The organism is Cellulophaga sp. L1A9 (assembly GCF_009797025.1).
Lineage (GTDB): Bacteria > Bacteroidota > Bacteroidia > Flavobacteriales > Flavobacteriaceae > Cellulophaga.
Genome location: NZ_CP047027.1, coordinates 4,926,846 through 4,951,447 on the forward strand (window position 1 = coordinate 4,926,846; position 24,602 = coordinate 4,951,447).

Annotated in this window: 23 protein-coding genes; 10 read left to right on the forward strand and 13 right to left on the reverse strand. The window is 32.3% G+C overall.

Annotated elements, in window-relative coordinates:
• Positions 1–12: 12 nt before the first annotated feature.
• Positions 13–1,242 (reverse strand): HD domain-containing protein, encoded by a 1,230-nt coding sequence (locus GQR94_RS21740; RefSeq protein WP_158979178.1) that lies wholly within the window; start codon positions 1,240–1,242, stop codon positions 13–15.
• 110 nt (positions 1,243–1,352) lie between these two features.
• On the opposite strand from GQR94_RS21740, the gene GQR94_RS21745 reads away from it, so the two are divergent.
• Together GQR94_RS21745 and GQR94_RS21750 are read left to right on the forward strand one after the other, a co-directional pair.
• Positions 1,353–2,897 (forward strand): bifunctional response regulator/alkaline phosphatase family protein, encoded by a 1,545-nt coding sequence (locus tag GQR94_RS21745; protein ID WP_158979180.1) that lies wholly within the window; start codon positions 1,353–1,355, stop codon positions 2,895–2,897.
• A 190-nt stretch (positions 2,898–3,087) separates the two neighbouring features.
• Positions 3,088–3,465: a hypothetical protein gene (locus tag GQR94_RS21750; protein ID WP_158979182.1), complete on the forward strand. Its 378-nt coding sequence runs from the start codon at positions 3,088–3,090 to the stop codon at positions 3,463–3,465.
• Between the two features lie 7 nt (positions 3,466–3,472).
• Here the strand turns inward: GQR94_RS21750 and GQR94_RS21755 are convergent, their stop codons facing one another.
• The 4 genes from GQR94_RS21755 to GQR94_RS21770 form a co-directional block, all read right to left on the reverse strand.
• Positions 3,473–4,681: a hypothetical protein gene (locus tag GQR94_RS21755; protein ID WP_158979184.1), complete on the reverse strand. Its 1,209-nt coding sequence runs from the start codon at positions 4,679–4,681 to the stop codon at positions 3,473–3,475.
• 62 nt (positions 4,682–4,743) lie between these two features.
• The gene (locus tag GQR94_RS21760) at positions 4,744–5,562 is read right to left on the reverse strand and encodes a hypothetical protein (RefSeq protein WP_158979186.1); all 819 of its coding nucleotides are present in this window, start codon (positions 5,560–5,562) and stop codon (positions 4,744–4,746) included.
• A 425-nt stretch (positions 5,563–5,987) separates the two neighbouring features.
• Positions 5,988–7,025, reverse strand: coding sequence for a hypothetical protein (locus GQR94_RS21765; protein ID WP_158979188.1), 1,038 nt, complete (start codon positions 7,023–7,025; stop codon positions 5,988–5,990).
• Between the two features lie 200 nt (positions 7,026–7,225).
• Positions 7,226–7,999, reverse strand: coding sequence for a hypothetical protein (locus GQR94_RS21770; RefSeq protein WP_158979190.1), 774 nt, complete (start codon positions 7,997–7,999; stop codon positions 7,226–7,228).
• A gap of 508 nt (positions 8,000–8,507) precedes the next feature.
• On the opposite strand from GQR94_RS21770, the gene tsaE reads away from it, so the two are divergent.
• The 4 genes from tsaE to GQR94_RS21790 all read left to right on the forward strand — a co-directional run bounded on the left by tsaE (position 8,508) and on the right by GQR94_RS21790 (position 11,589).
• On the forward strand, positions 8,508–8,921 hold the full coding sequence (tsaE, locus tag GQR94_RS21775; protein WP_158979192.1) for a tRNA (adenosine(37)-N6)-threonylcarbamoyltransferase complex ATPase subunit type 1 TsaE: 414 nt from the start codon (positions 8,508–8,510) through the stop codon (positions 8,919–8,921).
• Between the two features lie 475 nt (positions 8,922–9,396).
• Positions 9,397–9,927 (forward strand): hypothetical protein, encoded by a 531-nt coding sequence (locus GQR94_RS21780; protein WP_158979194.1) that lies wholly within the window; start codon positions 9,397–9,399, stop codon positions 9,925–9,927.
• A gap of 72 nt (positions 9,928–9,999) precedes the next feature.
• Entirely contained in the window at positions 10,000–11,199 is a 1,200-nt protein-coding gene (locus GQR94_RS21785; protein WP_158979196.1) for an alanine dehydrogenase, read from the forward strand.
• 9 nt (positions 11,200–11,208) lie between these two features.
• Positions 11,209–11,589 carry a DUF4258 domain-containing protein gene (locus tag GQR94_RS21790; RefSeq protein WP_158979198.1) on the forward strand — a complete coding sequence of 127 codons (381 nt, stop codon included), beginning with the start codon at positions 11,209–11,211 and terminating at the stop codon, positions 11,587–11,589.
• A gap of 8 nt (positions 11,590–11,597) precedes the next feature.
• On the opposite strand, the gene GQR94_RS21795 is transcribed toward GQR94_RS21790, so the two are convergent.
• Positions 11,598–12,764, reverse strand: coding sequence for a proline dehydrogenase family protein (locus GQR94_RS21795; RefSeq protein ID WP_158979200.1), 1,167 nt, complete (start codon positions 12,762–12,764; stop codon positions 11,598–11,600).
• 166 nt (positions 12,765–12,930) lie between these two features.
• On the opposite strand from GQR94_RS21795, the gene aroB reads away from it, so the two are divergent.
• Positions 12,931–13,992, forward strand: coding sequence for a 3-dehydroquinate synthase (aroB, locus tag GQR94_RS21800; RefSeq protein WP_158979202.1), 1,062 nt, complete (start codon positions 12,931–12,933; stop codon positions 13,990–13,992).
• A gap of 97 nt (positions 13,993–14,089) precedes the next feature.
• A complete protein-coding gene (locus tag GQR94_RS21805; protein ID WP_158979204.1) occupies positions 14,090–14,422 on the forward strand; it encodes a hypothetical protein in 333 nt (110 codons plus the stop codon).
• On the opposite strand, the gene GQR94_RS21810 is transcribed toward GQR94_RS21805, so the two are convergent.
• The 3 genes from GQR94_RS21810 to GQR94_RS21820 form a co-directional block, all read right to left on the reverse strand.
• Entirely contained in the window at positions 14,419–14,934 is a 516-nt protein-coding gene (locus GQR94_RS21810; RefSeq protein WP_158979206.1) for a DinB family protein, read from the reverse strand. The genes GQR94_RS21805 and GQR94_RS21810 overlap by 4 nt on opposite strands.
• Before the next feature lie 72 nt (positions 14,935–15,006).
• Entirely contained in the window at positions 15,007–15,486 is a 480-nt protein-coding gene (locus GQR94_RS21815) for an Lrp/AsnC family transcriptional regulator (protein WP_013552876.1), read from the reverse strand.
• Positions 15,487–15,594: 108 nt separating this feature from the next.
• Positions 15,595–16,710 (reverse strand): M14 metallopeptidase family protein, encoded by a 1,116-nt coding sequence (locus tag GQR94_RS21820; protein WP_233268548.1) that lies wholly within the window; start codon positions 16,708–16,710, stop codon positions 15,595–15,597.
• A 295-nt stretch (positions 16,711–17,005) separates the two neighbouring features.
• Here GQR94_RS21820 and GQR94_RS21825 point away from each other — a divergent pair, with 295 nt between their 5' ends.
• Both GQR94_RS21825 and GQR94_RS21830 read left to right on the forward strand, forming a co-directional pair.
• Complete coding sequence (locus GQR94_RS21825) at positions 17,006–17,464, forward strand: helix-turn-helix transcriptional regulator (protein WP_158979208.1); 459 nt, start codon at positions 17,006–17,008, stop codon at positions 17,462–17,464.
• A 61-nt stretch (positions 17,465–17,525) separates the two neighbouring features.
• The gene (locus tag GQR94_RS21830; RefSeq protein ID WP_158979210.1) at positions 17,526–17,888 is read left to right on the forward strand and encodes a hypothetical protein; all 363 of its coding nucleotides are present in this window, start codon (positions 17,526–17,528) and stop codon (positions 17,886–17,888) included.
• A 656-nt stretch (positions 17,889–18,544) separates the two neighbouring features.
• Here GQR94_RS21830 and GQR94_RS21835 read toward each other — a convergent pair.
• The 4 genes from GQR94_RS21835 to GQR94_RS21850 all read right to left on the reverse strand — a co-directional run bounded on the left by GQR94_RS21835 (position 18,545) and on the right by GQR94_RS21850 (position 24,564).
• Positions 18,545–19,504: a sterol desaturase family protein gene (locus GQR94_RS21835; protein WP_158979212.1), complete on the reverse strand. Its 960-nt coding sequence runs from the start codon at positions 19,502–19,504 to the stop codon at positions 18,545–18,547.
• Between the two features lie 76 nt (positions 19,505–19,580).
• Positions 19,581–20,006 (reverse strand): large conductance mechanosensitive channel protein MscL, encoded by a 426-nt coding sequence (mscL, locus tag GQR94_RS21840; RefSeq protein WP_158979214.1) that lies wholly within the window; start codon positions 20,004–20,006, stop codon positions 19,581–19,583.
• A 12-nt stretch (positions 20,007–20,018) separates the two neighbouring features.
• Positions 20,019–22,676: a DNA gyrase/topoisomerase IV subunit A gene (locus tag GQR94_RS21845; protein ID WP_158979216.1), complete on the reverse strand. Its 2,658-nt coding sequence runs from the start codon at positions 22,674–22,676 to the stop codon at positions 20,019–20,021.
• A gap of 31 nt (positions 22,677–22,707) precedes the next feature.
• Entirely contained in the window at positions 22,708–24,564 is a 1,857-nt protein-coding gene (locus tag GQR94_RS21850) for a DNA topoisomerase IV subunit B (protein WP_158979218.1), read from the reverse strand.
• Positions 24,565–24,602: the final 38 nt, after the last annotated feature.

The following is a 24,602-nucleotide window of genomic DNA, read 5'->3' on the forward strand; positions in this document are numbered from 1 at the left end:
TAACAAAAATAGTTAAACAGTAAGTTTAGGATAACAGATATAATATTTGGTAGTAATTTTAGAAACTGATTTCAAATTTAATTGATCAGAAGCCTTCACTACATCGATTACTTTTCCGTTATCATTTATTATTTTAATATTTTGTTTTTTAGAATCATAGGTCTGATTTTGGACGATTCCAGAGAAAACAAAATAATTTACATCTTGTTCATTTAGGTTGTAAGCCTTCATAAATATAGCACGCTGTTTTTTGATTTTTTTTGGATCAATCGGGTTACTTTTAATCTTAATTTGCAATAATTCTCTATTCAAAATCATCCCAGAAAGCTTAGAAAGTGTAAAATCTGACGAATTCTGCCATTCTTTTATCGCCGAAAGAATATCCACATCATCTAAAGCGGCAAAACGATTTAATACCGCTTCTGTAAAATTATCTTTTCCTATTTTATTGGTCATAAAAAACATAAGAGCTTCACTACAATGCAGCTTCTCACCTCTGACCAGCAATTCTTTTGCTCGTTTTAAAATACTAATAAGCAACTGTTCTGCAACCAGCCCTGTTTTATGCAAATACACTTGCCAATACATAAACCTGCGGGCCATTAGAAATTTCTCTACAGAGTAAATTCCTTTTCGCTCTACCACAAGCTCGTTATTAACAACATTTAACATGGTAATTAATCGTTCGGAATTAATATTCCCTTCTGCCACCCCTGTATAAAAACTATCTCTTTTTAAATAATCAAGACGATCCATATCTAACTGACTGGATACTAGTTGATTTAAAAATTTCTTAGGATATTCTCCTTTAAAAATAGCTATAGCTATAGTTAATTTACCTTTAAATTTCTCATTTAAAGATTCCATAAACTTTAAGGAAATATATTCATGACTTACTCCTTCTACAATACTATGTTCCATAGCATGTGAAAAAGGACCATGACCTATATCGTGTAATAAAATTGCACAAAGTAAGCCCTGCTCTTCCTCTTTAGAAATTTCAATATCCTTAGTACGTAGTGTTTGAACAGCTTCTTGCATAAGATGCATACACCCTAAAGCATGATGAAAACGCGTATGATGCGCACCAGGATACACCAAATAAGACATGCCCATTTGAGATATTCTACGCAAGCGCTGAAAGCTAGGTTCAGCTATCAAACTAAAAACTAAAGGGTCGGGAATGTTAATAAATCCGTAAATTGGATCATTAAAAATTTCAAGTTTCTTTAACTTTATCAAATTAAAAAGATTTGTTAGCTTCAAAGTTATACAATTGCACTTTAAGTATACCATTAAAAAGCTAGAATATTAGAAGGCTAAAAGGCCTTAAATAGATTTATACAACATACATGAATAAAATAACGATACTTTGGGTAGATGATGAAATTGATTTATTAAAATCTCACATTCTATTTTTAGAAAGTAAAAATTATAAGGTAGTAACCTGTAAAAGCGGACAAGAAGCACTTGAGGAGGTTGCAAAAACGCGTTTTGATATTGTTTTCTTAGACGAGAACATGCCAGGAATCTCAGGATTAGAGACGCTAACAGAGTTAAAAGATATAGATGCCACGCTACCTGTGGTTATGATTACCAAAAGCGAAGAAGAATATATTATGGATGAAGCTATTGGATCTAAAATAGCAGACTATCTAATTAAACCCGTCAATCCGAATCAAATTTTATTATCTCTGAAGAAAAGTTTAGACAATTCAAGATTGGTTTCTGAAAAGACAACGGCAAATTATCAGCAAGAATTTCGTAAAATAGCCATGGATTTATCGATGGTAAATTCTTATACGGAGTGGACCGATCTATATAAAAAATTAATTACATGGGAACTACGCCTTGAAGAAATTGAAGATTCTAGCATGTTTGAAATATTAGAATCTCAAAAATCTGAAGCAAATAATCAATTTGGAAAATTTATTGATAAAAATTACGAAGATTGGTTTACAGATGAAGATGCACCTGTTTTGTCACATACCGTATTTAGAGAATTAGTAAAACCTGAATTAAAAGACCAGCCTACCCTACTCGTGGTAGTTGATAATTTACGCTATGATCAATGGCTTGCCTTTGAAGATACTGTAACTCCTTTTTTCAAAAAGAAAAAGGAAACAAGTTATTTTAGCATTCTACCTACAGCTACGCAATATGCTAGAAATGCGATATTCTCTGGCTTAACCCCTCTGGATATGGAAAAAAAATATCCTGAATGGTGGAAAAACGATACAGATGAAGGTGGTAAAAACTTATTTGAAGCAGAGTTTCTAGGCACACAATTAAAGCGATTAGGTTTAGACTTAACCTGGGAATATCATAAAATAACCAGCCTAAGACAAGGAAAACAACTGTCTCAGAATTACAAAACTCAGAAAAAAAATGATCTAACTGTTATTGTTTACAATTTCGTGGATATGCTTTCGCATTCAAAAACAGAAATGGAAGTAATTAAAGAACTAGCCTCTAATGACAAAGCTTACAGGTCTTTAACTCAGAGTTGGTTTAAGAACTCTCCTCTGTTAGAAATCATCCAACAAGCACAGACTATGGGTCAAAAGTTGATTATTACTACAGACCACGGAACAATAAATGTTAAACAGCCCTCTAAGGTTGTTGGTGATAAAGACACTAGTCTAAATTTGCGCTATAAAACGGGGCGAAGTTTATCCTACGAGAAAAAAGAAGTGTACGAAGCAACAAAACCAAGTGCTATATTTCTGCCGACCATCAACATGAGCAGCTCCTTTATATTTGCTAAGAATGATTTGTTTTTTGCATACCCGAACAACTACAATCATTATGTGAGTTATTATAGAAATACGTACCAACATGGCGGGGTATCTTTAGAAGAAATGATAATTCCGTTTGTAGTACTAGAACCAAGGTAGATTTTAAACTAAAACCTAATTTAGGCATTGACGAATAGAATCTACCCTGAAGTATTTCACAGCGTATTTCCTACCAATTTATGTAACACACACGAAAAGAGTGCATTTCATCTAATAAATGGGGAATTACGCATCATTGTTTAACGAATAATACCTATATTTACTATAGTTTCAACTAAAAACAATAGTTATGTTCAAAACAGTAGATAGATTGATGCAGTTCATCAAGCATGCAGGTATGAGTGCCCGACAATTTGACCTTTCCATAGGTGCAAGTAATGGTTACACATTAAGAATGCTAAAGAACAATGCCTCAATAGGGAGTGACGTTATAGAGAATATAGTCGCCACTTATCCTAATTTAAACTTAGTTTGGTTAATAACCGGCGAAGGAGAGATGTTAAAATCCGAAGCAAATTCTTTAAATTTTAACCAATTACCGAAGGAAAAACAGTCGGAAATTGAGCAAATTATTGAGCGTAAGATTAGAGAGCGTCAAGAAAGAGAGTTACGTAGTCTTTTAAAAGATGTAACTGACGAAATTAATGCAATGGAAGGCAAAAATTAAGTGTCTTCTATAAAATTACGCCTTGATTTTCAATGGCTTTCTTAAGCTCATTTAATCGTTCAAAATAATCCTCCTCTTTCATCGTTTCCTTTTCGGATTTTAAGTCTTGAAATTGGAGGATTAATTTAGTTCCCCCCAACTGACTTTTTTCAATGAGCTCTAAAATTATATTCATTTTTTCATTCACCACTTCATTGAGATACTCTGCCTTCGTTTTGTAATTGATCCACTTTATTAAAAAGAGAATTAATACCAACAAAGGAACTATTACCGGTATCGCATTAAAAATTTCTACTTCATCAAATATTGTTTCACTGCCAATTATCACTTGGTAGAGCTGTAGTGCAACTACACTTAAATGAATTAACACAGCATACCTCCAAAGTTGTTTTGACGTTACAAACCATATAAAAAGTAATACAAATACGGTAAGCTTAAAACTTATTAACCATACATAGGTCTGAAAATCACCTTCCGGAATTTTTAATTTTACGTTAAAAAAAGCTACTTCATTTACCGTAACCGGAACCCAATTAAAAGAAAAAGTAAGTAGAGGTAGTAAAAGAATAAAGAAAAATAGAAAAATATTTTTCGTATTTGCACTAGCCATATATATTGTATACCTACTCGTAATATCATGAGAAAGGGTCTGTAATTCTTTCAAACGTCGGTCTAAAGAAAATATAGTTTTGAATAATATATCTTGATTGTTAATCTTCCTTTGAATAGTGTCATTTTTGACCTTGTATTGCGGCAAACTAAGTAACTCTTTTAGAATATTAATTTGTTTAACGTTGGTCGCTTCGATTCTGTACCTATTCAATTTTTTATCAATATAGAAAAGCAACACCAAATGTAGAGGAAATACTACAAAAGGTAATTTTTCCGACAAAATTACACCGTAACCAACTACATTAAATGCTCCACAAACTTGATAATAACCAATGAAAATAAAAACTATCAAGGCATATTTCCACCTATCAATTGTCGTTAAAAAAATAAAAGAAGCTAAAAGGGCTAGATGGATTTTCGAAAAATAATGCCACACACTGTATTCTATATTATCGAAAAAAACTGGAGTGATTTCAAAAAAAGGTGTTTTCCATACGACCATATCTTTAAAAAAAAGATAAGCATACATAAAAATGCAAAGAATTAAAATAAAAAAAGTAACAATAACCTGAAAAGCCACCTTCTTTTTAAAATACAAATTCATAGGTAAGGATTCTACACTTTGTTATATGTACGTAGAATTAGGACCATTGGTATGTTTAAAAGTTATTCTGACGCTATTTTTCGTTCAATAGCACCTTTTATTCTTAAAAGTTCCTCTTGATATGTTGCTTTAGAAAGTTTTGCTTGATTTTCTCGTAGTGAAATTAATTCTGCAACTAAGCTATTTTCATCTTGTTCCATAGCATTGATTGCAGTTAACACCTTCTGAATCTCCTCCTCTATCTCTTCATTTAAAATATCGTTCTTACTTTTATATTTAATGATCCTGTGAAACAGTAGAAAGGTTAATAAAATTGGTATCATGATAGGAAGCGCAGTAATTAACTCACTCTCATCGACTTTAGATTCCGTATTATTTAAACCTTGAGTAATTTGAAATACGACCATAATAATATTGAAAAAAATACCGTATTTAAGAATACCCTTAGTTGTGAAAAACCAAACTGAGAGTAAAATTAAATTATATAATTTATTCATAAAAAAGTACATGAAAATTTTTGCATTAGGAAAGTTTGTTTCATAAGAAAATATGTACAAATCAATAGTTTTAGAATTAGAAGGAATCCATTTATACAAAAAGAGTAGAAAAGGAGCAACTAACAATATTGTCCCTATAATGAAATTACTCTTTTTATTTACTTTAATTACCCCTTGAAAAAAAGGGGCTTTAATAGTATTGCTTAATAATGTTTCTAAATGCTTTATCCTTTCATGTAAATTTTTAATACCTATACTCCTTTCAATAATTTCCTGCTTTTTAAAAACACTCATATTACTAAAAACGCTCTTTTCCTTAATACTGTGATTAAGAATTTTTATTATATCAAAGGATTGCGGACTTATGTTCTGTAATGAAGACAATTTAATTCTACCTTTCAAAAAATATAGGAATAGACAGTAAAAAATTCCTAGTAAAATACTTAATTCATATATAATAAAACTTATTGCAAACTCATTAGAAACAGCTACCACAATTTGATACCAAAAATAAATTATATTTGGTAAGATCATATAACACCAATTATCTGTTATAGCTAAAAACCAAATACTTAAAAAGCATAATACATAAACTGGTACAAAAATATAATACATTAAATTAGATATATTAATGTATTCTATTGTCTCCCATGTAAAATTCCAAAAATTAAATACTTTTACTTCTGGAAATAATAAATAAACATACAACAGTAAGGGCAAACAAAATACTAGAATCGCCCATATTAGGTTCAGTTTAAGATGTCTTCTTTGAGGAACTTTCAAAATAAAATTAGAGTTTAAAAACTGATTTAATTAACAAGGCTATTTTGAAGTTTAGATTTTAAAGCTTTCAACTGACTAAAGTAATCTTCTTTATCTAGAATATTCTTCTTACCTCTAAGAAGAAGCAATGCTTTAATGAGTTCATTCTCCTTATTTTCCACTGCATTAAGCTGTGTTATCACTTCCTGAATCTCCTTTTCTATCTCTTCATTTAAAATATCGTTCTTGCTTTTATATTTAATGACCCTGTGTAAGAGTAGAAAAGTCAATAAAATTGGAATCATGATGGGAAGTGCAGTAATTAACTCACTCTCATCAGCTCTAGACTCTGTATTATCTAGTACCGTAACAAACTGAAAAACTGCAATGATAACATTAAAAAAAATACCATACTTTAAAATATTTCTTGTCGTGAAGAACCACACAGATAATACAATTAAGTTAAATAACTTAGTATTAAAAAAATAAAAAAAAATTCTTAATGCTAAATATTTAGTTTCATACTGGAATGATCCAATATGTATAATTGATGTATCGACTGGTGCTAAATAATGCATAAAAAATAAAAATGGAGAAAGTAAAATTATAATTACAAGGCCTAAATTAAATGACTCTTTGCGTTCCTTTAAATTTAAAACTGATTTATTTTTATACCTTAAAAAAGATTGCAAATTTTTTATTTTAAAATTCAAACTATTTTGATGCATATTAGATATACTTTCAAATTTTTCTGAATTAAAATTATCTTTCTTTTCTATATATATCTTCTTCTCCTGAAGTCCTAAAAATAAAAGTTTTGATATGTCAAATACCAAAAACCTCACTTTTTCAATGGCATTAAATTGATATTTCCTGCTTAAAAAACTAAGAAATAAAACATAAATCAATCCCAGCATAATCCCAAAAAAATAAATATGCGTATATCCAGACTCTCTGAAAAACATATCTGAAATTAAATAAGCCAAACTCATTATGATTGGTACTAAAGAATATTTCCACCAATCAGATATTGTAATGAACCAAATACTAATAAAAACTAGTACGTATAATTTCTGAATCATCATATAAACGAATATGTAAAAGCTAGAATAACTCTGCATCTCATATTTCCAAAAAAACAAGTCAACATATAATGTTTTAGGAATTAATAAGTACGTGTAAAACCATAAAGGAAGCGAAAAAACTATTATCGCTATAATTAGGTTTAATCTTAATAAATTTCTAGGGATTATATTCAAAATAAAATTAGAGTTTAAAAACTGATTTAATTAACAAGGCTATTTTGAAGTTTAGATTTTAAAGCTTTCAACTGACTAAAGTAATCTTCTTTGTCTAGAGTATTCTTGTCATTTCTGAGAAGTAATAATTCTTTGATTAATCCATGCTCATTATTTCCCAAAACAGTAAGTTGTGTTAGTACCTCCTGAACCTCTTCTTCTATATCTTCATTTAAAACATCGTTCTTACTCTTATATTTTATAATTTGGTTTAACAATATAAAAGTCAGTATTACAGGAATCATTATGGGCAATGATGTTAATAACTCATGCTCATCTAATTTAGTATTAGAATTATCTAAAATTGTAAACATTTGAAATACCACAACAATTAGGTTTATAAATATACCCCACTTCAAAATATTATTAGTGGTGTAAAACCAGGTAGCCAAAAGTACTATATAGAAGAGTTTAGTAAAAAAATAATACCCAAAGAGTTTTACATGCGCAAACCCTGTGTTGTAATGAAATGTTCCTAATCGCAAAATTCCATCAAGATCATCAGGAATAAAATTATAGATATATAGCATACAAGGAGTTAAAACCACTAGAACAGCTATAAAATAACCTGTTTTACCGTTTGATTTATTTCCATGTTTAAACAATGGTAATTTATTATTGTATAATAGATGCATTTCTAATTTCCTAACTTCTTCAATAAGCGTATTTTTCTCGTTTATGGAAGTTGTTTTAGCTGCTTTATCAGTGAGCCATCGGCTCTTTAAATCAAATATTCTTTTCTCTTTAAAATTAGTTTTCAATAATTTTAACATATCATAGGTCAATATTTGAATAAACGTGACTTTAAATATTTTAGATCTCCTATATACAAGGTGCAATAAAATACTGTAACAAACACCTAAGCCACAGCCCACAAAATAAATGTTCTGTTCAACCTCTAATTCTTGGACAATAATTTGATTTAATTGAAATACAAAATAAATGATTGTTGGAAGTATTAAACACCTCCACCAATTTGATATTGTTAGAAACCAAATACTAAGTATTACAATGACATAAAATTTCCCAAATAAGAAATAGATTAAATATTCTGCATTTTTAAAATGTTGAATTTCATAGGAAAAAAACCATAAATCTAATATCGTAGTTCTTGGAAACAATAAATATATATACAGTAAAACCGGTAAACAAAATACCAAAATAGCCAAAAGTAAATTCAGCTTTAATAATTTCTTAGGTATAATTTTCAATAGGGAACTTTTTTGCCATAAATATATACCTTAAAATTGTATGTTCTAAAAATATGATATGAATAAGGAATATAGACAAGAGGAAATTAAAGAAATAGCGAAATTAATTATTGAAAACTCGCCTTCAAAAAAAATATGTTTTCATGGCGAAATGGGTGCAGGTAAAACAACTTTAATAAAAGCTATTGTAAAAGAACTTGGCGGCCATGGAGAAGCAAGCAGTCCTACTTTTGGAATTGTCAATGAATATAGTGATGCTCAAAACAATACTCTAGCGTATCATTTTGATTTTTACAGATTAAATGACGAATCTGAAGCCTTAGATTTTGGCGTGGAAGATTACCTGTATTCCAATCATTGGGTTTTTATGGAATGGCCAGACAAAATTGGTAGTTTAATTCCAGAAGATGCTACTCACCTCTCTATTTCTATACTAGATACAAGCACCAGAATGCTTCAAATTCCGTCTTAATACCTTTCGCTATACTCATGCCCAATATGCAAAAAAATAAGTACATCGCTTAGGCCTTGTTTTTGTTATGTTTTTTCCGTTAAAAAAAATTTTATCGACAATGTGTAGGTTTTTAATGTTAAAATACTTAATTTAACATTGTGAGAAGATATTTAATTAGGTGTTTTCTTACATTTAAATCAAAATCAAATAAAAACCAACTAAATTTATTTTACGATGAACACAAAAAAATCCCTCCTAGCAATCGCAGCAATCGCATTATTCGCATTATCTTCTTGTACTTCTACAAGTTCAACTGATGATGATAAATTATATGAGATAAACTCAGTCGATAAGGCCGAAATCAAAATTCTTCCTCAAGGATAAAAATTAAATTATTTCGTTAAAGCAACTCAATTTTATTGAGTTGCTTTTTTGTATACAATATTTTCAAATATTTAAAGTTTAAAGTACTATCCTAGTACTAGAGACATTTATGAGCACCGAAAAAAAAAAAATTAGAAAAAAATTACTAATCGAAGGTTTGCTAGCTTTATTCATCTCACTATCAGTCTTATTCTTTTACAGCTACAAGTATTTACCTTCAAGCCCAGATATAAAAACTTGGAATTTCTTAGGAGTTCCAATAACTCAAAATGGTTATGGTAACATAAAAATTGCCGTTTGGTATTATTTAAATAAAATAATACCATTATACCTATTAACTATTTGGTTTATAACTTGCAAAAACTGGTGGTACCATGCTATTTTAATCCCAATTGCCATGTATGCTTTCCAATTATTTTCTTCTATTTATGGTGAGTCTTTAAAAGTTGACGAAAACGAATTGCTTTATTTATTGGGCGTCTGTATGATTATCATACCCATAGTATATTTTATTCGCGTAAAATTATTTGATAAACATGTACACGGCATAGATCTAGATGCTATTGATGCAGAACTAAAAGAATATAAGGAAAGAGAACGCCTGCAAAAAGAAAAAGACCTAAAGGGTAAAAAGTTGTAAATTTGCTTTTACTATTATTTTAATAGTGCTAGTTTGTCAATTTTCATTGACTAATTTTTATATTTACAGCAAATGGATAAACCAACGTCGCCCTTTAGCAAACAACAGTTACTTCCGCAAGAAGAAACCCTTGAAGTATTACGCCAAAAAGGAGAACTCTTCATTGGAATTCCTAAAGAAAATCAATACCAAGAAAAACGTATTTGCTTAACTCCCGATGCCGTAAATGCGATTACCGCAAACGGACATCGCGTACTTTTGGAAGCAGGAGCTGGCGAAGGGGCTAATTTTACAGATATAGAATACACCAATGCAGGTGCAGAAATTACTAGAGATACTAAAAAAGTATTCGGTTGCTCTATTCTATTAAAAGTAGAACCACCGACATTAGCGGAATTAGAATTAATGAATCCGCAAACAACCATTATCTCTGCGCTTCAAATAAAAACACAGTCTAAAAAATATTTTGAAACGCTTGCCAAAAAGCGGTTAACAGCTATTGCCTTTGAATACATCATGGATGATGACGGCAAATACCCTGCGGTACGCTCTTTAAGTGAAATTGCTGGAATTTCTTCGGTGCTTATTGCTTCGGAAATAATGTCTAATACCAATAAAGGAAACGGACTCATGTTTGGCAATATTAGCGGCGTTCCACCAGTAGAAGTTGTTATCATAGGTGCTGGCACCGTGGGAGAGTTTGCAGCGCGTTCCGCAATTGGTTTAGGTGCAAATGTTAAAATATTTGATAACTCCATTACCAAGCTTAGAAACATACAATCACACTTAAGGCAAACCGTATATACGTCTACCATTCAGCCAAAAAACTTACTCAAAGCGCTAAAACGATGCGATGTTGCAATTGGCGCTACCCGTGGAAAAGATAGAGCTCCTGTAGTTGTATCACAAACCATGGTAGAGCATATGAAAAAAGGTGCGGTAATTATAGATGTAAGTATTGATATGGGCGGTTGCTTTGAAACTAGTGAAGTGACTAGTCACGATAAACCTACTTTAGAAAAATATGGCGTAGTTCATTATGCTGTACCCAATATTCCGTCTCGATACCCAAAAACAGCGTCCATCTCTATTAGTAATATCTTTACGCCGTACTTATTGAAGATTGGAGAAGATGGTGGCGTAGAAAACGCACTTCGATTTGATAAAGGTTTGAGAAACGGACTTTATTTTTACCGAGGAATACTTACCAATAAAACTGTTGGCGAATGGTTTGACCTTTCTTACAACGATATTAATTTTCTTATTTTTTAATTCTACTTTATGTCATTTTTAAAACGATTAGGCTTCTTTTTATTCGGCTTATCAATCGGTCTAGTTTTTTTAGCAGTTTTCTTAAAAAACAAAGCCAAAGAAACGGGTACTGAATTCTGTTACTTTCCTAACTGTCGGGTACTAAAAGATCTTAGATCAAAATCATACTCCTATTCCGATGAAGTTACCAGAATGGTGCAAGCAGGAGAGATAGATTCTATTCAAATTAAATCTTTTTTTACAGATGGTGAAGTCGATTTTGAACATAGTGATACAAAATCTAAACCTTGTAAAACCTATAGTATAGAACACGAACAAAAAAGTGGAGCAATGAAAACATTAACTGTTACCAATTGCCCCACCAAAATTGTCATTGAAAATATTAAATAAGTTAGTTCTTATATTTTTCTGCGCTTACGTTCTATCTTAAGTAAATTTAATTCGCGACTGGTTTGCCCCGCTACCGAGGTGTTTTCTTCTGCTCTTCGTATTAAATAGGGCATAACGTCTCTAACGGGGCCAAAGGGTAAGTATTTAGATACGTTAAAGCCACTTGCAGCAAGATTAAAAGATATATGATCACTCATACCATATAACTGTCCAAACCAAATACTAGTATGATCTGGTTTTAGATTTTTATGGTTCATTAAATCCATCATCTTATAACAACTCTCCTCGTTATGTGTACCCATATAAATAGACATCTTGTCTAAATTTTCAATCATATAAGCTACAACGGTATCATAATTCGTGTCTGTTGCTACTTTAGAACCACAAATTGGAGAAGGATATCCTTTCTCTAAAGCTCTTTCATTCTCTTTTTCCATGTAAGCACCACGAACTAGTTTCATTCCTATTTTGAACCCATCACGTTCCGCTCTTTCCTTCAAGTCTTTTAAATAATCAAGACGATCCCAACGATACAGCTGTAAAGTATTGTACACGACAACTTTCTCTTTATTATATTTACGCATCATTTCTTCTGCAAGCTCATCTGCTGCACCTTGCATCCAACTTTCTTCACCATCTATTAAAAGCGCAACATCTAAGTCATACGCTTTTTTACACGTTTTTTCAAAACGCGCCACTACTCTATTCCATTCTTCCTGTTCCTTATCCGTAAAAGGCTTTCCTTCCGTCTTTTTTTGAAATAAAGAAAACCTACCATACCCTGTAGGCTTAAATACGGCAAACGGAATTGCTTCTTTCTCTTTCACAAAATCCAAAACTTTCAAAATCATTTGTAGCGCCTCGTCTAGAGGATCTTCAGTATTTTTTCCTTCTACGGAATAATCTAAGACTGAACTAACCCCTTTTGTAAATAATTTATCTACGACTGGCAAACAATCTTTTTCGCTAATTCCGCCACAAAAATGATCAAAAACAGTTGCCCTTATCAACCCTTCTACAGGTAACTTAGCCTTTATTGCAAAATTTGTCATTGCCGTACCAATACGAACAAGAGGCTCATTTGATATCATTTTAAATAAAAAATAAGCACGCTCCAACTCGGCATCCGTTTTTAATGCAAAAGCCGTTGCGGTATTCTCAAAAATAGATTTCATTTCTAATAATTTATTAACGAATCAAATATAACTACTCCAATTGTATTCTTAAAACTAAAAATAGTCTTTATTTTGCAGCATATTTACAATAAATAACTCAGCTTAAATTGAATAAAATAGGTTTAAGAAAAATTAAGAATGGGTTACACCATAAAAACACATAGTAATGATTTCTATCACTTCATCATCTTACGCTGTTCATTTTAATGAAACTGCCTTCCTTCGTTTAAACGAGCATTTAAGCAAAGCTAATTATTCGAAAATTTTTATTTTGGTTGATGAAAATACCCATAACTTCTGTTTAGCTCCTTTTATGGCCGAAATACATGGAGATTATGATTTTGAAGTCATTGAAATTGAAGCAGGAGAAATTAACAAAAACATAGCAACATGCACCCAAGTTTGGGAAGTGTTATCCGAATTAGATGCGGATAGAAAAAGTGTCATGATTAACGTGGGTGGCGGAGTTGTTACCGATCTTGGAGGTTTTGTTGCCTCTACTTTTAAGCGAGGAATTAACTTTATAAACGTACCAACCACATTATTGTCTATGGTCGATGCTTCCGTTGGAGGAAAAACAGGTGTAGATTTAGGAGCTTTAAAAAACCAAGTTGGGGTCATCAATCAACCAGAAATGGTACTCGTTGTATCTAGTTTTTTACAAACCTTAGAAGAACGTCAAATGCAAAGCGGATTTGCTGAAATGCTTAAGCATGGTTTAATCCAGGATCAATTGTACTGGAATGAACTAAAAGCCTTAAGTTCTTTAGAGAATATTGACAAACTTATCTACCACTCTGTTACCATTAAAAATGAAGTTGTACTTCTAGATCCAACAGAACAAAATATTAGAAAAATATTAAACTACGGCCATACCTTAGGTCATGCTGTAGAGTCTTATTTTTTAGAAAACCCAAAGCATGAATTACTTCTACATGGTGAAGCTATTGCAATTGGAATGATATTAGAAGGGTATATTTCCTATAAACTAACAGGTTTACCAAAAGACGAACTAGAAGATATTAAATCTACTTTTTTAAGCAACTATCCAAAAATAGACTTTAGTCCTGAAGATATTGAGGCTATTTTAAAATTACTAAAGTTTGATAAAAAGAATTCTCATGGTAATATCAATTTTGTACTCTTAAAAAAGATAGGAGAACCTGAAATTGACGTGAAAGTTTCACAAGAATTATTAGAAGAATCTTTCTCTTACTACAAAAATTAATGGTTACACCTACTAAAAATCAGCAGGCTACAACTCTTAATTAAGAGAAGAACTAAAAATGTATAGTTTAGGTATATAATCAAAAACCAACCAAACTATGTTACGTAAAATTGTAGATTACAAAAAATTAAGTCACGAAGTAGCTGCTTTACTCATTGAAAGTTATCCTCATGGTTATGGCGATTCTGACATCATTGCGTTTAAAAACATGCATGGCGAATTAATAGAAGCTGTACAGGTAAAAACACAAGATATCATCTATCTCGTAAAAATTAGCAAGAGCCTTTCTAATTTCATCGCCAATTTTGACGATAACATCGAGAAAGAGTTAACTACTGAGCCCAAAAATTTAGCCAATGAAGAATCTGAAGTAGAAATTCATGAGCATGTTTTTAAAAATGAATACGAAACAGAAGAAGATTTAGATTAAAGGTATCTTTCTTCTAAAATTCGTTTATGATGGTTTAAATGCCCTGATAAGATAAAACCAACCGCTCCTACACTCATGGATGAACCACTTGCAACCCCCCGCTTTTGCAAGTCTGTTTCTGAAAACGAATTAAATAACGCAATACTAGATTTACGCACTGCCGTAAATTCTTCTAATAAGCTTTTCTTACTCCTATTACCTGCGTTAGCATTTAGTATATAATCATCTTGCTCAAAACCCGGAAAAGATGCTTTATCATTTCTAGAAAAACACAAGGCTCTATATTGAAATACTCTTTCCGTATCAATTATATGCACTAGTGCTTCGGCTACTGTCCATTTTCCTTCAGCATATGCATAGTTTAGTTTTTCTTCAGGAATTTCAGCTGCAAATTTTTCAAACTTAGCTAAACCTTCTATCAATTCTTCTTTCAAATTGACCTCACCTAAAGCTAGAATATAGGTCTGGTAATACGGATTGTAATCTTCCTTAAGTAATTCTGATGTTTTCATAATTAGAAATTAAAAAATCCCAATGAAAAATGTTTCCAATGGGATTGATTTGATAAATTGTACTTTACGCTTTTACATTTCGTTAAAAATGGTATGCATCAATCGTTTCTTATCATTGATACTTTCTTCTAAAGAAATCATCGTTTCTGTGCGACTAATACCATCAATATCATCTATTTTGAAAATGATGTTTTTGGCATGATTTGTATCTTTAGCTCTAATTTTACAGAAGATATTGAATTTACCAGTAGTAATATGCGCTACGGTTACATTCGGAATCTGATTTAAACGCTCCAAAACAAATTTTGTTTGATGTGTTTTCTCTAAGAAAATACCAACATATGCTATAAAAGCATATCCAAGTTTCACATAATCTAATGTCAATGATGAACCTTTTATGATCCCTGCTTCTTCCATTTTCTTAACACGTACATGAACCGTACCTGCAGAAATCAAAAGTTTCTTTGCAATATCTGTAAAAGGAGTTCTGGTATTGTCAATTAACATATCCAGAATCTGGTGGTCTATTTCATCTAACTTAACTTTTCCCATTCTATACTATAATTTGAGGCAAAAGTAACGAATAAAGAAATTAAATTCAATAAATCTTATATAATTTTAACAAAAACGTAATCTTTTAGTAGTATTAAAAAAAAATATTCATTTTTTTTTAATTAAGTCAAATACCTCTTTCATCCCCTTTAACTCTTCTATATCCTTATTATTCAGACAATTAAATGTTTTATGACCATAAAAATTACTCAAGTTTCCCGTTTTTTCAATATATGGAACAAATGTTAATACACCTGAGACAAGGGTTTCTTTAAACAAAATCCCAATATCAGTTCCGTTTTGTAAGCTTTTATTTACAAAATCGGCATTTTTTATAAGAATATCATAAAATAATTTTCCATTTTCTGGAATCTCAAAATAGTCTGCCTGAGGATATGCTGCTATATCTTGCGCTGCAATAGCCTGACAACCTGCAACTAAAGCACAAAAAATGAACTTTCTAGTTTCCTCTCTTTCGTAATCGTTAGAAAAATGACCAGACTCAAACAATACAGTAGGCTTATTAAGCATTTGGAAAGAATCTCCCACACAATTAGCATTAAAGCCATCATCATACCTACCTACTTGCCCAGGAATGTATTTTTGAAGCTCTTTGTTCATTGCCACAATTAATTGCATGCTTATTCCTCTAGTCTCAGAAATACTGCGTTCTTCATCATGAGAAGGTGCTAAAAATGAAACTGTAGCAGGTTTTGAAGTTACCCCAACGTTAAAAATTGTGCGTTGGTCATGTAAGTTAAAACAATAATCAGGTACAAAAGAGTCAAAAGCAGCTCTAAGGACATTACTTTCAGGTTGAGACCTATCTTGAGCATCTCTGTTCAAATCTACCCCATTGGCATTAATTCGGGTATAGACTTCTGCACCATCAGGATTGAGAATAGGAATAACTTTAAAAGTACATGATGTCAAAAGATATTGTGCAACATCTGAATTGGAGTCTATAAGATTAAAAAAATCCAACACTGCTTTCGTGGTGGTAGATTCATTACCATGCATCTGAGACCACATTAAAATTTTGTATTTCCCTGTCCCAAAAGTTACTGATTTGATCTCTTTGTTTAAAACAGATCTCCCGATTACTTCGATTTTAAATTGCCCCTCTAAGCGGTCTAAAAAAGGAAATACCATGTTATTTGTTACATACCTTCCTTGCACAGTAGGCTCCCTACAAGAGTCATGTAATGCTATAAAATCTACCATATAATTTGCTTCATTTGGATTACAAAAGTAAGACCTTAATAATTTACAATTGTATACCGTATAATTTACATTTGTAAACAGTATTTTAGTATATTTGCATCTTAAATAATACAATTGTAACTTACAAAACGGCAGAATATAAGGAAATACAATGTTAACAGCCTATAAATCAATATTTCAGACATTTAACCCTTGTTAACTAGAGTATTTATTTAATATAATTAGCTAAAAACCAGTGAAAAACACATTTGTTTACCGTTGTAACATTTGTAACATCACATAAATATTGTTTACAATGGTAAACTCGGAAGAATTTATAAAAAGACTAGAGAAAATACTGGATTATTACGGATTATCAGCAGCTGTTTTTGCAGATAAAGTATCCGTTCAACGTTCTAGTATATCCCATTTACTTTCTGGCAGAAACAAGCCAAGTTTGGAATTTGTGATGAAAGTTGTGAATGCTTATCCTGAAGTAAACCTTTATTGGTTCTTAAACGGAAAAGGCAGTTTTCCTCACAAGCCAGAAAAGCAACCTGCACCACCTTCAGCTACACCCGTTGCACCTCCTCCAACCCCAACTCCTGAAGTTAAAAAACCTACGCCAGAAAAAGCAGAAGCTCCAATTGCCCCACCACAACTTCCTTTAGAATTTAAAGAAAAGCTTGTTGAAAAAAAACGCGATGGAAAAAAAGTAATTGAAAAAGTTGTTTTATTTTATGACGATGGAAGTTTTGAAGCCTATCAGCTTTGATGTAACTTTTAAGTAGCATCTACCCTAGTACATCCCAACAAAATTTCTTTAATTTGCACCTATGGGAACACGATTTTTTTTAGGGTTGATTTTTTGTTTTATTTTAAGCGCTTGCTACCAGCCAGAACGTGATTGTAAATCATTTAAGACAGGTGATTTTACTTTTGAATACACCGTTAATGGCGAGAAAAAGATCAGTTCATTTACAAGAACCGATCAATACAGTATTGAACGATATGATAACAAAATAGATACCGCTGCTGTAAGATGGTTAAATGACTGTGAATTTATCTTAACCCCCAGCGACAACCAAACTCCCATTCACTATAAAATACTATCGACTACAAAAGATTCCTACTTATTTGAATATGGTGTAGTTGGCAAAAGCCACAAATCTAAAGGAACCGCAGTAAAAACAGACTAAGCGGAGTTTATTCTTCCGTTGTTTCCTTACTAATAAAATTTCTGAATTCATTTTGAAAATTTAAATAAGGCTAATCGTTATACATAAATATCAATTATTTAAACACAACGTTTAAGTCCACTTTCTTCGCTACACACTCTTTGTTTTTATTTTTCTTATTCAGGCTTCACAAAAAAAAGAATGAAGTCTACCGAGACACTTCATCTTAGCTATTATCAAAAGGAGAGCTAGTACTATTTTTAAGCACCTATCTCACTAGACTGGTTTTTTACAATAAGATTCATTGTTAACTACTAAATAAGACCTTAGAACGCCTTATTATCGTTTAAAATAGAGAGAATAAGCTTTTTTAATAATTATAAGCCTAGACTCCTTTTCACTTGAGCCTAGAAACTGAAATAGAGAACCTAATTAAGGCCCTTTTAAATAAACATAAGAATACCTCCTTAAGTTATAAAAATTGAAATTCTGGACCTCTATTTTCAAACCGATGCAACCATTCATAGTATTCCCTTAATAAAAAACATGAAATTGAAAATACAGACTGCTGTTTGTCACAGAAATGCTAGTTTCTCAATCTACATCCATTTCAAAACAAAAAAGGCCTTACATGGAAATCCATGTAAGGCCTTTTTTTATTTTATGTTCTCTGTCAATTAGTTAGGCCTACTATAAGCTACTTTCGAATTTTTACTTTCGTGGTCTTTAAACAATCTTTGCTGCTGTTTAACCGTCAATGTACTCCCATCGTGACTCCAACCCGGAGGACCAAATATATACATAAGCTTGTGCCATATTTTTGGCGATTTCTTCATATCAACCCAGATATCCTTAAATTCATGTGTCAGGATAACAATTGGATTGTTAGAGCTCGGTGCGTGAATAACCCCGTATTTCACATCAATACTATCATCTAAAGGCAACCAAGTACCAAACATCCTGTCAAAAATATTTAAAAATCCACCATGGTTTTTATCTAAATATTCCACATTCTGTGCGTGATGCACTTGATGCATGGTGTGTGTATTCATAAATTTTTCAAAGATACCAAGCTTAGGAAGTAACACCGTATGAAGTTGAAATTGCCATAACGCCTCTATTCCTAAACAAAAAACTACCATTTCTGGTTTAAACCCAATTGCTGGCATCCACATATAAAACAATGGCTTGTATAAAAGTGTAAACCACCCATTACGCACCGCAGTACCTAAATTAAAGTTATCTGATGAATGATGAACAATATGAGCGGCCCATAATATTCTTATTTCATGATTAGCTCTATGGAACCAATAATATGTAAAGTCGTCTGCTAATTGACAAAGCAACCATACATACCAAACATAGCCAAAAGATTCATAGCCTAAAATATTTACATTCACGCCATTTACTGCAGGATTAAATAACTCAAACACATAAGTGAAGATAACTATGGCAGAAACAACTTTTAAAAGTGCTGCTAGTATCGCTGAACCAACCCCCATGAAACCACTTGCAAAAAGATCTTTCCAGTCGTACAAATCGTGATGTTCATCGTGATTTTTACTGTAGGTAAGTTCCAATAAAATAAAGATAATAAAGCACGGCGCACCGTAAACTAGAGGATTCGTTAATTCCATTTAAAAATTTTAATTTGTCAAAAATACTACTATTCCTAGTGAATGCACACTTTGTTTAACATTTAAATTTTTTGACTTACTTTTTTTTAAGCAATTCGTTTTGTTCTTGCAAAAGCTTTTCCATGTTAGATAAAAGCTCTATTTCTCGTGGTGTTTCTACATTCTTGTTTTTAGGATCTTGGGCTTTTGTTTTAAATCTATTAAAGCCTTTTACAACAATAAAAATAGTAAACGCGACGATTACAAAGTCTATTAAAACTTCTACTAACTCGCCATAACCTATTGCTACTTCATCACTTACACCTGTTGCTGGTCTTAAAACATACTTTTTCTCATGAAGATTAACACCTTCTGTTAATAACGAGAGCGGTGGCATAATAATCTTTTTAACCAACACATTCACGACATTATTAAAAGCAGCCCCAATGATCACCCCAACAGCAATATCTATTAAGTTGCCCTTAATAGCAAAACTCTTAAATTCTTGAAAAAATTTCTTCAAAATAAATTCTATTTAAAATAGGCTAGCCGGAAAACCGTCATCTTCACCATCGTCATTCTTTTTTTCTGGCGACTCTTCTGACTCTTCGTTCGTAACAGCACCTTCTTTAGCTACAACTGTAACATCAGCTGTTTTTACTGGCTCCGGGGCTATATACTCCAAAGGCTCTAAGGCATCTACATTTTTTATCTTATCTGCAGTTACTTGATTACCTAAAGCTTTTATTCCTTTAACAGCTATAAAATCTTCTACATCAATTGTTTGATTAGGTTTTTGATCCTTGCCGCGTTGTTTTGAAAATTCAATTTCAAAAACTGGTCGCCAATCGGTAGAGACTATTTCTAAAACAGATTTAGGATGCTCAGAGATAAACAAATCCTCTTTGTTTTCATTCTCCACCAAGAAACGTTTGATGTAATACCGCTCTTTTTCGCCTTCATAATAAACAGAAGACAACGGTTTATTTGGAATCCATTTCTCCAGAACAATCATATCATCATCAAAGTGTATTGTCATTTCTGGCAAGAAGGTTTTAACAAATCCTTTCTGAGTAATTACTAAAAGCCTATCTTCTCCTCTAAATTCCCCTAATAACTCCCCTCTTGCATCCACATTTAAACGCCTCACTACATCATCAAACCAAATCTTACGAGGTTTTAAGGTAGAAACACCTTTTTCTTTTAGCTCGATGCGCTTCACCGGGTATTTTGTTACGATGTTTCCTTTTGAAGCTCTCCCTTTTATCAAAATATCAGCAAAATCAATATCCCACTTTAACTTCTTAATACTACCAGCTTGTCGCAATAAAATAGAGATCACTTCCGCTTCTCCATTTGGATTCTCAGAAAAGTACAAAACTTCAGAATTAGGAGTTCCATTCACTAAATCATACATTTTATCACGCGTAACTCCCGTAACATAAAATCTTTTGATGTAACTAGGCCCACCTTTACCATCCTTATACACCATATTGTAAATGGTACGCTTGTCTTTTTTCTTAAATATAGCGACATGAATGATGTTTTTACCCACAAAAGTCTTAGAATCTACTTTTGTTATCATCATTTCGCCCGCTTTAGTCATTACAATAATATCATCAATATCACTGCAATCACCAACATATTCATCGCGCTTTAGTGAAGTACCCAAAAAGCCTTCTTCACGATTCACGTATAGTTTTGTATTTCTTATTGCAACTTTCGTGGCTTCGATGTCATCAAAAATCCTGATTTCAGATTTACGCTCACGATCTTTGCCATATTTCGATTTTAAATTTTTGAAATAATCAATCGCGAAATCAATGATATGTGCTAAATGATTTTTTACTTCTGCTATTCTTTCTTCTAAACTATCAATAAGCTGTTGTGCTTTATCAATATCAAATTTTGAGATACGTTTTATACGAATCTCCGTTAAGCGTGTAATATCCTCTTCGGTAACAGCACGTTTAAGATGCTTAATGTATGGTTTTAAACCATCATCAATAGCTTTAATTACACCTTCCCATGTCTCCTGCTCTTCAATATCTCGATAAATACGATTTTCAATAAAGATTCGCTCTAGTGATGCAAAATGCCATTGCTCCTCAAGCTCTCTTAATTGCACTTCTAACTCTGCCCTTAATAGTTCTACCGTATAATCCGTTGAACGCTGAAGCATTTCTGTAACCCCTATAAATAAAGGTTTATTATCCTCAATAATACACCCTAGCGGTGAAATTGAAGATTCACATGCCGTAAAAGCATATAAGGCATCAATAGTTTTATCTGGTGACAAACCTGGAGGTAGATGAATTAATATTTCAACATCTGCCGCAGTATTGTCTTCAATTTTACGAACCCTTATTTTACCTTTTTCGTTAGCTTTTAAGATAGAATCTATTAAAGAAGAAGTGTTAGTACCATAAGGTATCTCATTAATAACCAGCGTACTTTTGTCTAATTGAGATATTTTTGCCCTAACCCTAATCTTCCCACCTCTGATGCCGTCATTATAGTTACTTACATCTATAATTCCTGACGTTGGAAAGTCTGGGAAAATGGTGAATTTCTGACCTTTTAAATGTTTTATCGAAGAATCTATTAATTCAATAAAATTATGAGGCAATACTTTCGTAGACAAACCCACCGCAATACCCTCTGCTCCTTGTGCTAAAAGCAACGGAAACTTAACCGGTAAATTTGTAGGTTCTTTTTTACGACCATCATAAGAGGATTGCCATGCTGTAATTTTAGGACTAAAAACAACTTCTAATGCAAATTTTGACAACCGCGCTTCAATATAACGTGAAGCCGCAGCACTATCTCCTGTGAGAATGTTACCCCAGTTCCCTTGTGTATCAATCAAAAGATCTTTTTGACCAATTTGCACCATAGCATCCGCAATACTAGCATCCCCATGTGGGTGATACTGCATGGTATGTCCTACTACATTCGCTACTTTGTTATAGCGCCCATCATCTAATTCTTTTAACGCATGCATAATACGCCTTTGAACTGGTTTAAAACCATCTTCAATTGCTGGTACCGCACGCTCCAAAATTACATATGAGGCATAATCTAAGAACCAATCTTTATACATTCCTGTAACTTTCGTTAAGGAATCTTGGGCATTCTCTTGGTTATCTTGAGGCTCTAAATGTTCTTCGTTAAGCTCTTCATTCTCTTCCATGCAGAAAGAATCGTATTATTTTGGTTTATAATTAGTTATCCTCTATAAGGTCTAACTCTACTTTAAGATTTTCTATAATAAATTTTTGGCGGTCTGGTGTATTTTTACCCATATAAAACTCTAACAACGCCTCGATGGACATTGATTTATCTAACATTACAGGCTCTAAACGAATATCCTCACCTATAAAATGTTGAAATTCATCTGGAGAGATTTCTCCCAAACCTTTGAATCGGGTAATTTCTGGTTTACCAGACAAAGCTTCCATTGCTGCTTTTTTCTCCTCAGGGCTATAACAGTAAAAAGTTTGTTTTTTATTTCTAACTCTAAACAAAGGTGTTTGTAAAATATACAAATGGTTTTCTTTTATCAATTCTGGAAAGAACTGCAAGAAAAATGTAATCAATAACAAACGAATGTGCATACCATCGACATCAGCATCTGTTGCTATGACAATTTTATTATAACGTAAATCTTCCATTGAATCTTCAATATTCAAGGCTGCCTGCAATAAGTTAAATTCCTCGTTTTCATAAACGATCTTTTTACTCATTCCATAAGAGTTTAAAGGTTTCCCTCTAAGACTAAATACAGCCTGCGTATTTACGTCACGCGATTTTGTAATGGATCCAGATGCAGAATCCCCCTCTGTAATAAACAAAGTACTTTCTAAATACCGGTTGTTTTTAATATCTCCTAAATGTACACGACAATCGCGTAGTTTTTTATTATGTAAATTCGATTTTTTAGCTCTATCTCTTGCTAGCTTCCGAATTCCAGAAAGATCTTTACGTTCTTTTTCGGCCTGCATAATCTTACGCTGAAGCTTTTCTGCTGTGTCCGGATTCTTATGCAGGTAATTATCTAGCTTTGTCCCTATAAAATCATTGATGTATGTTCTTACCGTAGGAAACTCTCCTCCCATATCGGTAGAACCTAATTTTGTTTTTGTCTGACTTTCAAAAACTGGCTCCATCACTTTAATGGCTATTGCAGAAATAATAGACTTCCGAATATCAGAAGCATCATAACTTTTACCATAAAAATCACGAATAGTTTTAGCTATCGCTTCTCTAAATGCGGACTGGTGCGTACCACCCTGTGTAGTATGTTGGCCGTTTACAAACGAATGATACTCTTCACTGTATTGGGTTTTACTGTGTGTTATTGCAACTTCTATATCATCACCTTTTAAATGAATAATAGGATACAACATATCTTCCATGTTGTTATTGTCCTCTAAAAGATCTTTTAATCCGTTTTCAGAAAAAAACTTTTCACCGTTGAAAACGATAGTCAACCCTGGATTTAGATAGACATAATTTTTGAGCATTCGCTCTATATACTCATTGCGATACTTGTATTTTTTAAAAATAACTTCATCTGGAATAAAAGACACCTTAGTTCCTTTTCTTTTTGAAGTATCACCTGGACCTTCTTCCTGAACTAAATTTCCTTGATGAAATTCCGCCGTCTTTAATTGGTTATCTCTAGAAGACTCTACTTTAAAGAAAGTAGACAACGCATTTACTGCTTTTGTACCTACCCCATTTAGTCCTACCGATTTCTTAAAGGCGCGAGAATCATACTTCCCACCAGTATTCATTTTAGAGACTACATCTACCACCTTACCTAAAGGAATACCACGACCGTAATCACGAACAGCTACTAAGTTGTCTTTTATAGTGATGTCAATAGTTCTACCAGAACCCATTACAAATTCATCGATACAGTTATCTACTACTTCTTTCAATAAAATATAAATACCATCATCTGCGGAAGAACCATCGCCTAACTTCCCAATATACATACCAGGACGCATACGAATATGCTCTTTCCAGTCGAGTGAACGGATATTATCTTCTGTATAATCTGTATTTTCTGACATGATTGGGGTTTCTTCGAAAGTGTTGCTAATATAACAAG